The 10,876-nt window shown below is 64.7% G+C and carries 7 protein-coding genes; 1 reads left to right on the forward strand and 6 read right to left on the reverse strand.

Annotation, left to right across the window (positions count from 1 at the left end; translation table 11 throughout):
• Positions 1–12: 12 nt before the first annotated feature.
• From mazG to ACIPZ8_RS17615, 6 genes are all read right to left on the reverse strand, one after another.
• Complete coding sequence (gene mazG / locus ACIPZ8_RS17590) at positions 13–846, reverse strand: nucleoside triphosphate pyrophosphohydrolase (protein ID WP_400725630.1); 834 nt, start codon at positions 844–846, stop codon at positions 13–15.
• A gap of 106 nt (positions 847–952) precedes the next feature.
• Positions 953–3,193 carry a GTP diphosphokinase gene (gene relA / locus ACIPZ8_RS17595; protein ID WP_079226867.1) on the reverse strand — a complete coding sequence of 747 codons (2,241 nt, stop codon included), beginning with the start codon at positions 3,191–3,193 and terminating at the stop codon, positions 953–955.
• Between the two features lie 96 nt (positions 3,194–3,289).
• Positions 3,290–4,648, reverse strand: a complete 1,359-nt coding sequence (gene rlmD, locus ACIPZ8_RS17600; RefSeq protein ID WP_400725633.1) for a 23S rRNA (uracil(1939)-C(5))-methyltransferase RlmD — start codon at positions 4,646–4,648, stop codon at positions 3,290–3,292.
• Positions 4,649–5,548 (reverse strand): cysteine synthase CysM, encoded by a 900-nt coding sequence (cysM, locus tag ACIPZ8_RS17605; protein ID WP_085675334.1) that lies wholly within the window; start codon positions 5,546–5,548, stop codon positions 4,649–4,651. It lies immediately after the preceding gene.
• A gap of 129 nt (positions 5,549–5,677) precedes the next feature.
• Positions 5,678–7,069, reverse strand: a complete 1,392-nt coding sequence (locus ACIPZ8_RS17610; RefSeq protein WP_400725637.1) for a histidine kinase sensor domain-containing protein — start codon at positions 7,067–7,069, stop codon at positions 5,678–5,680.
• A 3-nt stretch (positions 7,070–7,072) separates the two neighbouring features.
• Positions 7,073–7,789, reverse strand: coding sequence for a response regulator transcription factor (locus ACIPZ8_RS17615; RefSeq protein WP_400725640.1), 717 nt, complete (start codon positions 7,787–7,789; stop codon positions 7,073–7,075).
• Positions 7,790–7,982: 193 nt separating this feature from the next.
• On the opposite strand from ACIPZ8_RS17615, the gene ACIPZ8_RS17620 reads away from it, so the two are divergent.
• The gene (locus tag ACIPZ8_RS17620; protein ID WP_400725643.1) at positions 7,983–10,742 is read left to right on the forward strand and encodes a response regulator; all 2,760 of its coding nucleotides are present in this window, start codon (positions 7,983–7,985) and stop codon (positions 10,740–10,742) included.
• Positions 10,743–10,876: the final 134 nt, after the last annotated feature.

Consider the following 10,876-nt stretch of genomic DNA (forward strand, 5'->3'; position numbering starts at 1 on the left):
TTATGCAACACCTCAGCCGCAGCTGGGCAGGTTCTTTTCCTGACGTTTGGCTTCACCCCAGAGGGCGTCCAGTTCGTCAAGGTTACAATCTTCAATCGGCCGGCCGCTGTCACGCAATGCCTGTTCGATGAAGCGGAAACGCCGCTCGAACTTGCGATTGGCGCGGCGCAGGGCGTTTTCCGGGTCTTGCTTGAGGTGGCGGGCCAGGTTCACGGCGGCAAACAGCAGGTCGCCGACTTCATCCTCGAGGGCCTCGGCATCGTTGTCGGCCATGGCTTGCAACACCTCGTCGAGCTCCTCGCGCACCTTGTCCAGCACCGGCAGTGCCGCTGGCCAGTCGAAACCGACGGTGGCCGCGCGCTTCTGCAGTTTGGCCGCCCGCGATAGCGCCGGCAATGCCGCCGGTACGTCATCGAGCAGCGACAGCTGTTCAGGGGTGCTTTTCTCGGCGCGCTCCTCGGCCTTGATTTCCTCCCAGCGTGACTTGACCTGGGCCTCGTTCAGGCTGGGGGTGTCCAGCGGCGCGTACAGCTCGCCCGTCGGGAATACATGGGGATGACGGCGGATCAGCTTGCGGGTGATGCTGTCGACCACGCCATCGAACTCGAAACGCCCTTCTTCCCGGGCCAGCTGGCTGTAGTAGACCACCTGGAACAACAGGTCGCCGAGCTCGCCCTGCAGGTGCTCGAAATCGCCGCGCTCGATAGTGTCGGCGACTTCGTAGGCCTCTTCGATGGTGTGCTGCACGATGCTCGCGTAGTTCTGCTTCAGGTCCCACGGGCAGCCGTACTGCGGGTCGCGCAGGCGGGCCATGAGGTGCAGCAGGTCTTCGAGGGTGTAGGTCATTTAAGCAGGTCCTTCGGGGGTGCCTTCATCGCGGATCAATCCGCTCCTACAGGCATTGCGCCATTCCTGTAGGAGCGGATTGATCCGCGATGCAGGCGCCGCGGTCTCAAGGGGTACGATTACGCCGCGTCTCGATGATGTTCGGCAACTGCGAAATCCGCCCCAGCAAGCGCCCCAGCGCATCCAGCCCAGGAATCTCGATGGTCAGCGACATCAGCGCGGTGTTGTCTTCCTTGTTCGAGCGGGTGTTGACCGCCAGCACGTTGATCTTCTCGTTGAGCAGTACCTGCGACACATCGCGCAGCAACCCTGGGCGGTCGTAGGCGCGGATGACGATGTCGACCGGGTAGGTCTGCACCGGGATCGGCCCCCAACTCACCTGGATCATCCGCTCCGGCTCGCGCCCGGCCAGCTGCAGCGCCGAAGCGCAGTCCTGGCGGTGGATGCTGACGCCGCGGCCCTGGGTGATGTAGCCGACGATGGCATCGCCCGGCAGCGGCTGGCAGCAACCGGCCATCTGCGTGAGCAGGTTGCCGACGCCCTGGATCTGGATGTCGCCACGCTTGCCGGTACGCGGGCCGGTAGGCTTGCGCGGCACCAGCTCGATCTGCTCGATGCGCTCGGGCTCGAGCAGCTGCTGGGCGGCATTGACCAGGTGCGCCAGGCGCAGGTCACCGGCACCGAGCGAGGCGAACATGTCCTCGGCGGTCTTGACGTTGGTCTTTTCGGCCAGGCGTTCGAAGTCCACCTGCGGCAGGCCCAGGCGGCTGAGTTCGCGCTCGAGCAAGGTCTTGCCGGCAGCGACGTTCTGGTCACGCGCCTGTAGCTTGAACCAGTGGACGATCTTGGCCCGGGCCCGCGAGGTGGTGACGTAGCCGAGGTTGGAGTTCAGCCAGTCGCGGCTCGGGTTGCCGTGCTTGCTGGTGATGATCTCCACCTGCTCGCCGGTCTGCAGGCTGTAGTTGAGCGGCACGATGCGCCCGTTGATCTTGGCGCCACGGCAGTTGTGGCCGATCTCGGTGTGCACGCGGTAGGCGAAGTCCAGCGGCGTGGCACCCTTGGGCAGGTCGATGGCGTGGCCATCCGGGGTGAACACATAGACCCGGTCGGGTTCGATATCGACCCGCAGCTGTTCGGCCAGGCCACCGATGTCGCCCAGCTCTTCATGCCATTCGAGCACCTGGCGCAGCCAGGAGATCTTCTCTTCGTAGTGGTTGGAGCTCGGCTTGACGTCGGTGCCCTTGTAGCGCCAGTGGGCGCAGACGCCGAGCTCGGCCTCCTCGTGCATGCCGTGGGTACGGATCTGCACTTCCAGCACCTTGCCCTCGGGGCCGATCACCGCAGTGTGCAGCGAGCGATAGCCGTTTTCCTTGGGGTTGGCGATGTAGTCGTCGAATTCCTTGGGGATGTGCCGCCACAGGGTGTGCACGATACCCAGCGCGGTATAGCAGTCACGCACCTCAGGCACCAGCACGCGCACCGCACGCACGTCGTAGATCTGGCTGAATTCCAGGCCTTTGCGCTGCATCTTGCGCCAGATCGAATAGATGTGTTTCGCCCGGCCGCTGATGTCGGCCTTGACCCCAGTGGCCAACAACTCGTTCTGCAGCTGGTTCATCACATCGCTGATGAAGCGCTCACGGTCCAGCCGGCGCTCATGCAACAGCTTGGCGATCTGCTTGTACTGGTCAGGCTCCAGGTAGCGGAAGGACAGGTCTTCCAGTTCCCACTTGATGTGGCCGATACCCAGCCGGTGGGCCAGCGGCGCATAGATGTCGAACACCTCGCGCGCCACGCGCAGACGCTTTTCGTCATCGGCGGACTTCACGGCCCGGATCGCGCAGGTACGCTCGGCCAGCTTGATCAGCGCAACACGCACGTCGTCGACCATGGCCACGAGCATCTTGCGCAGGTTCTCGACCTGCGCCTGCGAGCCCAGCACCAGCGACTGGCGCGGGCTGAGGCTGGCGCTGATGGCGGCCATGCGCAGCACGCCGTCGATCAGCTTGGACACCACCGGGCCAAAACGCTGGCCGACTTCGGCCAGGGTCACCTTGCCTTCGCGTACCGAGCGATAGATCACCGCCGCGACCAAGGAGTCCTGGTCGAGCTTGAGATCGGCGAGGATTTCAGCGATTTCCAGGCCGGCCTGATAACTGGACGTACCATCGGCCCACGAATGCTTGGCCGGGTTGCCCTTCTTTTCGATTTCCTGGGTGAACTCGCAGGCTTCTTTCAGCGCCACGCGATCCAGTGCCGAATCGACGCTCACCACATGATCCAGCCATGCTTCGAGATTGATACTGCCGTCCGTGTTGACCGGCTGGTGCACTCTCACCTGTACCATCTTTGTTTTACCTTTCCATACAGCGCACCACACGGGTGCACTGGCTATCACCGTGCAGCTTCGCTTCCGTGGAAGCCGCACCAAGGGGCCAGCCTGCTAGCCCGCTTCGAATAACGCCATGGCTTCGACATGCGCCGTCTGAGGAAACATGTCGAGAATCCCGGCCCTTTTTAACCGGTACCCCTGGCCGACCAGCACCTGGGCGTCTCGCGCCAGCGTGGCCGGGTTGCACGATACATACACCAAGCGCTTGGCGTTGAGGCGGGCGATGCCTTGCACCACCTCGTATGCACCGTCGCGCGGTGGATCCAAGAGTACCGCAGAAAAGCCCTCGGCGGCCCATCCGGCGCCTGCCAAAGGCTGCGATAAATCGGCCTGAAAAAACGCGGCGTTATGCACATCGTTGTTCCGGGCATTGGCCGCGGCCCGATCGACCATGGCCTGCACACCTTCCACCGCCACCACTTCACGTGCCTGACGCGCCAGCGGCAGGGCGAAGTTGCCCAGACCGCAGAACAGGTCCAGCACGCGCTCGTCAGCCTGCGGAGCGAGCCAGGCCAGGGCCTGCTCGATCATCGCCGTGTTGACCTGGGCGTTGACCTGGACGAAATCGCCCGGGCGCCAGGCCAGTTCCAGCTGCCAGGGCGCCAGGGCAAAGCCCAGTTTCGCCTCGGCATCCACAGGCGCCGGCTCACCCTCGCCCTGCAGCCAGAGCTGCGCCTTGGCTTCGTCGCAAAACGCCTGCAGGCGGGCCAGGTCTTCTGCCGGCAACGGCGCCACATGCCGCACCAGCACCGCCTCGGCGGTACCGCTGAACAACTCCACATGGCCAATCGCTTGCGGCTTGCCCAGCGAACGCAGCACGGTCGGCAAGTGGCGAAGAATAGTTTGCAAAGGCTGTACCAGCACTGCGCAGTCATCTATGGAGACAATTTCCTGGCTGGCTTCGGCGCGGAAACCCACATCCAGGTGCTTTGCCTTGACGTCCCAGCGCACCGCCACCCGCGCTCGGCGCCGGTAGCCAAATTCCGGCCCGCTCAAGGGCGCGGCCCATTCTTCGGGCTGCACGCCGGCCACCCGTTGCAGCTGTTCAGCCAGGGTGCGCTGCTTGAGCGCCAGCTGGGCTTCGTGCGGCAGGTGCTGCAGGTTGCAGCCGCCGCAACGCGCGTAGTGACGGCACGGCGCCTGGCGGCGTTCGGGGCTGGCTTGCAGCACCCGCTCCAGGCGCGCCTCGACCACCTTGCCGCGGGCATTGAGCACCCGCGCCTCGACCGCTTCACCGGCCAAGGCGCCACTGACGAACCAGGTGCGCCCCTCCAGGAAGGCGATGCCGCGGCCGTCACCGGCCAGGCGCTCGATATCCAGGCGCTGCTTCTTGCCCACGGGGACCTGGGGTGTACGGTTGCCGCCGGCCGGCTGGAAGCGCAGGCCGCTGTTGCTTTTCTTCTTGGACATTTAGCTCGGGTCGAACAGGCCGGTGGACAGGTATCGGTCGCCGCGGTCACAGATGATCGCGACCATCACGGCGTTTTCCACTTCGCGGGACAGGCGCAGCATGGCTGCCACCGCACCACCGGAAGACACGCCGCAGAAAATGCCCTCTTCGCGAGCGAGGCGGCGAGTGGTGTCCTCTGCCTCCTGCTGGGACATGTCCATCACGCGGTCGACGCGGGTGGCATCGAAAATCTTTGGCAGATACTCCTCGGGCCAGCGGCGGATCCCCGGAATGGCCGAACCCTCCATCGGTTGCAGGCCGACGATCTGCACGTTGGGGTTCTGTTCCTTGAGGTATTGCGAGCAGCCCATGATGGTGCCGGTGGTCCCCATGGAGCTGACGAAATGGGTGATGGTGCCCTGAGTCTGCTGCCAGATTTCCGGGCCGGTGCTGCTGTAGTGGGCAATCGGGTTGTCGCCGTTGGCGAACTGGTCGAGCACCAGGCCGCGGCCTTCGGCCTGCAACTTCTCGGCGAGGTCGCGGGCGCCTTCCATGCCCTCTTCCTTGGTCACCAGGATCAGCTCGGCGCCGTAGGCGGTCATGGCGGCCTTGCGTTCGGCGGTGGAGTTGTCGGGCATGATCAGGATCATCTTGTAACCCTTGATCGCCGCCGCCATCGCCAGGGCGATGCCGGTATTGCCGGAGGTGGCTTCGATCAGGGTGTCGCCTGGCTTGATCTGGCCGCGCAATTCGGCGCGGGTGATCATCGACAGTGCCGGGCGGTCCTTCACCGAGCCGGCGGGATTGTTACCTTCGAGCTTGAGCAGGAGGGTATTGCTGGTTTCGCCAGCGATGCGCTGCAGGCGAACCAGGGGCGTATTGCCGACGCAATCGGCGATGGTTGGGTACTGCAAGGTCATGGCGTATTTCACAATCCGGACGGCAGGGGTGCCTATCATACCGGCAAACCCTTCCCGGCAATATCACGCAATCTGTGGTCGCTATAGCTACAAGCTATAAGCCGCAAGCATCAAGCTTTCGCGCAGCCTTCAGGTGCAGTGCTGTACCTGCGTGAGCGGGCTTGCCCGCGAAGAGGCCGGCACATGAATCGGCAAGCGCATGCACAGTCGCAGCCCGCGCTTGCCATTCTCCGCCCACAAGGTTCCGCCTTGGCGCTGGATGGCACTGCGGGCAATGCTCAACCCCAGGCCAAATCCGCCATCCCCCGGTCGTGAGCCATCGAGCCGGGAGAACGGCGCAAAGATCCGCTCCAGGTCTTCATCGGCCACACCCCCACCCTCATCCTCCAGCCACAAACGCCAATACCCGCCTTCGCGCTGCCCAGCCAACCGCACCAGGCCATTTTCCGGCGAATGGCGGATGGCATTGCGCAGCATGTTCTCCACGGCCTGGGCCAGGTGGTTGAGGTTGCCCTCCACCCAGCAATTGCCCGGCAGTTCGCAGCGCAACCGCTCGGCCGACCAGCCGCTTTCATAGCTGGCGTCCTCGGCCAGCAGCTCCCACAGTGCCTGAACCTGGATCGGCTCAAGGTTCATCGGCGCGCGCTCGGCATCCTGCCAGGCCAGTTGCAGCGTGTTCTCGACCAGCTGCTGCATGCAGTCCACCTCACGCCCCAGGCGTTCTCGCAGGCGCGCAAGATCGGTCTCGCCGTCACAGGCCACGCGCAGGCGACTGAGCGGCGTGCGCATTTCATGGGACAGGTCGCGCAGTAACTGCTGCTGCATCACCACGGTACCTTGCAGGCGCTCGGCCATCTGATCGAAGGCTCGGGCCAGTTCGCCCAGTTCGTCGTGGCGGGCCGTGGTACGTGAATCCAGGCGTGCCGAAAGCTGGTCGGCACGCCAGGCATTGGCCTGCTCGCGCAGCTGGTTGAGCGGCACGATCAGCATCCGGTACAGGCCAACACACAGCAGCAAGGTAAACAGACCGGGAATGATGCCGTTGGTGACGATCTGCCAGGCTAGCCGGTAGTGGCCCGGGTTGAGCCGTTGTGGCAGCTCGATCACCAGCATGCCCTGCTGCGGCGCGCCGGGGAATGGGATGCGCAGCCACGGCTGGTCGACGCTGCGCCGGCTCATGGGCCAGTCGACGCCACGCAGGCGGGTCAGCCGCTGCATGATCTCGGGGCCGAGAATGGCACTGTCAAGGGGCCGCAGGTTGAGGTCGAGCACACCGATCCAGCCGCGCTCGCGCTGCTGCATCGCCGCTACCCAGCGGTCCAGCCCGTCCCGCCCACCGCCGCGCCAGGCCTGTTCCGCCTCGCTGGCATAGTCGCGCAGCAGCTTGCGGGCCGGCTCGTCGAGAAACGCGTTGCGGGTTTCCATGTGGCGCCCCCAGGTGTAGCTGAGGCCGATCATCAGCAGGCAGAAGCCCACCAGCAGGATGGCCAGCTTCCAGAACAGCGAATGGCGATCGAGCACGGCCTACTCCGCTTCACCGACACTGAGCACGTAGCCTTTGCCCCACACAGTGCGGACCTGCCGCTCGTGGTAGCCGATGCTCTTGAGCTTGCGGCGGATCTGACTGACGTGCATATCGAGGCTACGGTCGTGTCGCGAGTAGCCACGCTGCAGCACCTGCTGATAAAGGAAGGGCTTGCTCATCACTTCATCGACATTGCGGTAGAGAATGTCGAACAGCCGGTACTCGCTGGGGGTCATGCCGGCTGGCTGACCACCCAGGCTGACGTCACACAGGCCTTCGTCGAAATAGAGCGTGTCGCCGACGGCCTCCAGCGGCGGCTGGTGACGACGTTCAAGGGCAACCCGACGCAGGATCGCTTCGATCCGCACCTGCAGCTCGGCCATGCTGAAGGGCTTGGGCAGGTAATCGTCGGCACCCCGCTGGAAGCCGCTGATGCGGTCGGCCTCGGCGCCCAGCGCCGACATCAGGATAACCGGCGTGGCGCTATGCTGGCGCAGCCGCGACAGGGCATCCAGGCCATTGAGGCCAGGCAGCAGGATATCCATCAGCACCACGTCGAAACTCTGCCGACCGGCCGCCTCCAGGCCATCCAGGCCATTGCGGCACCAGGTGACCTGGAAACCGCCCCGCTGCAGCTCTTCGTGAAGGTAGGCACCCAGGACCGGATCGTCCTCGATAGCCAGGATGCGAGAGGCGTAATTAGTTACAGGATTCATTGGCAACTGCCATCCATTCTCAGTTGCGCAATTATTGTGCATGCTCTCCTTCCAGGCAACCGCCCTGCGACCAATGCCTTGGCCAGGCAACGAAATGACATTCAATGGGTGCATTAGCGCAGCCAGCGGAGTAACTTTCCGCTTTGTTCCGTCGCAGCGACGACGGCGTCCAGGCACATCACAGGAGGCGAGTGTGCTCGATCGTTTGGGAATCAGAAGCCGGGTGCTGCTGCTGGCACTGTTGCCGGCCAGCCTGATGGCACTGGTGCTGGGCAGCTATTTCACCTGGCTGCAGCAGGACCAGTTGCGCACCCAGCTGCTGCAGCGCGGCAAGATGCTCGCCGAGCAGCTGGCACCGCTGGCCGCACCGGCCCTGGCACGGCAGGCGCCTGCCCAGCTGGAGCGCATCGCCGCGCAGACCCTGGAGCAGGCCGACGTGCGCGCCGTGGCGTTCCTCGCCCCCGACCGCAGCCGCCTGGCCCATGCCGGGCCGAGCATGATCAACCAGCCCCCCAGCGGCGGCACCGGCACCCAGTTGCTGCAGCGCACCGGCAACGACGCCACCCGTTACCTGATGCCGGTGTTCGGCCACCACCGCGACCTGGCCACCGATGCCGTACCGGCCGAAGCCGAGCGCCTGCTGGGCTGGGTCGAGATCGAGCTGTCCCACGACGGCACCTTGTTGCGCGGCTACCGCAACCTGTTCACCAGCGTGCTGCTGATCCTCGCCTGCCTGGCCCTCAGTGGCCTGCTGGCGATGCGCATGAGCCGCACCATCAATGACCCGATCGCACGCATCAAGCGTGCGGTCAACCAGCTCAAGGACGGTCACCTCGACGAACGCCTGCCGGCCATGGGCAGCCATGAACTGGACGAACTGGCCCGCGGCATCAACCGCATGGCCGAGACCCTGCACGGCGCCCACGAGGAGCTGCAGCACAGCATCGACCAGGCCACCGAGGACGTGCGCCAGAATCTGGAAACCATCGAGATCCAGAACATCGAGCTGGACATGGCGCGCAAGGAGGCCCTGGAGGCCAGCCGTATCAAGTCGGAGTTCCTGGCCAACATGAGCCACGAAATCCGCACGCCGCTCAATGGCATCCTCGGCTTCACCCACCTGTTGCAGAAAAGCGAGATGACTCCGCGACAGCTGGATTACCTGAGCACCATCGAGAAGTCCGCCGACAACCTGCTGGGGATCATCAACGAGATCCTCGACTTCTCCAAGATCGAAGCCGGCAAGCTGGTGCTCGACAGCATCCCGTTCAATTTGCGCGACCTGGTCCAGGACACCTTGACCATCCTCGCCCCCGCCGCCCACGCCAAACAGCTCGAACTGCTCAGCCTGATCTACCGCGACACGCCGACGTCGCTGATCGGCGACCCGTTGCGGCTGAAGCAGATCCTTACCAACCTGGTGAGCAATGCGATCAAGTTCACCCGCGAAGGCACCATCGTCGTCAGGGCCATGCTCGAAGACGAGCAGGATGACAACGCCCAGCTGCGCATCAGTGTGCAGGACACCGGCATCGGCCTGTCGCCACAGGACGTGCGCACCCTGTTCCAGGCCTTCAGCCAGGCCGACAACTCGTTGGCCCGCCAGCCCGGTGGTACCGGCCTGGGGCTGGTGATTTCCAAGCGCCTGATCGAGCAGATGGGCGGTGAGATCGGCGTCGACAGCACGCCGGGCGAAGGCTCGCAGTTCTGGATCAGCTTGAGCCTGCCCAAGGCCCACGACGACATCGAGGAACAACCGCTGCAACCGTTGCTGGGGCGCAGAGCGGCCATTGTCGATGGCCATGAGCTGGCGCGCCAGGCCCTGGAACACCAGCTAGAGGACTGTGGCCTGAGCGTCAGCCTGTTCGCCTCCTACGATCAGTTGCTGCAGGGTGTGCAGGCGGGCTTCCAGGCCGGCTTGCCTTTCGAGTTCGCGGTACTCGGCGCCAACCTCGGCACGCTTTCGCCGGAGCAGCTCGGCCAGTACAACCAGCAGCTGGAGCGTTTGCACTGCCAGTGCGTGGTGCTGTGCCCGACCACCGAGCAGGCGCTATACCACCCCTTCCTGCCTAACGGCCATGGTCAGTTGCTGTCCAAGCCGACCTGCACCCGCAAGCTGCGCCGCCTGCTGCTGGAGCTGGTACAACCGCGCCGGCCGCTGGCCGAACCGGCACTGGCCAGCAGCGGCCAGCGCCGGGCGAAGATACTGTGCGTCGACGACAATGCCGCCAACCTGCTGCTGGTGCAGACGTTGCTCGAAGACCTGGGCGCCGAAGTGCTGGCAGTCGACAACGGCCATGCCGCCGTCAAGTCAGTGCAGGCCGAGCCCTTCGATCTGGTGCTGATGGACGTGCAGATGCCGGGCATGGACGGGCGGGCCTGTACCGAGCAAATCCGTCTGTGGGAAAAGACCCAGAGCGGTAGCCCGCTGCCGATCGTCGCCCTGACTGCCCATGCCATGGCCAACGAGAAACGCGCCTTGTTGCACAGCGGCATGGACGATTACCTGACCAAGCCGATCAGCGAGCGACAGTTGGCCCAGGTGGTCATGAAATGGACCGGGCTGAGCCTGGGCGCATCGCCACTGGAGCATGCCGGCGAGGCGCATGGCGACAGCCATGAGCTGCCGGTGCTGGACCCGGACGAAGGCTTGCGCCTGGCCGCCGGCAAGCCGGACCTGGCTGCCGACATGCTGGCCATGCTGCTGGCGTCACTGGAAAGTGATCGCCAGGCAATTCGCGCTGCACGCGAGGCGGATGACCCGTCGACATTGATCGAGCAGGTGCACCGGCTCAACGGTGCCTCGCGCTATTGCGGCGTGCCGCAGTTGCGTGCGGCCTGTCAGCGCAGCGAGACCCTGCTCAAGCAGGACAGCCCGCAGGCAACGCAGGCGCTGGATGAGCTGGATGCAGCGATCAACCGCTTGGCTGCGCAGGCGCGCCTGAGCGCCTGAGTGCGGTTAGGGTTGACCTTGAGACATTCGGCGCCTACAAGATCGAGCGCCGCCCGCGCGGCGCATCGCAGGCAAGCCTGCTCCTACATCTGTTTCGGCCAGTTATTCCTGAAGCATTGCCGCGCGGTCCCTTG

Source organism: Pseudomonas sp. NPDC089422 (genome assembly GCF_044749405.1).
Lineage (GTDB): Bacteria > Pseudomonadota > Gammaproteobacteria > Pseudomonadales > Pseudomonadaceae > Aquipseudomonas.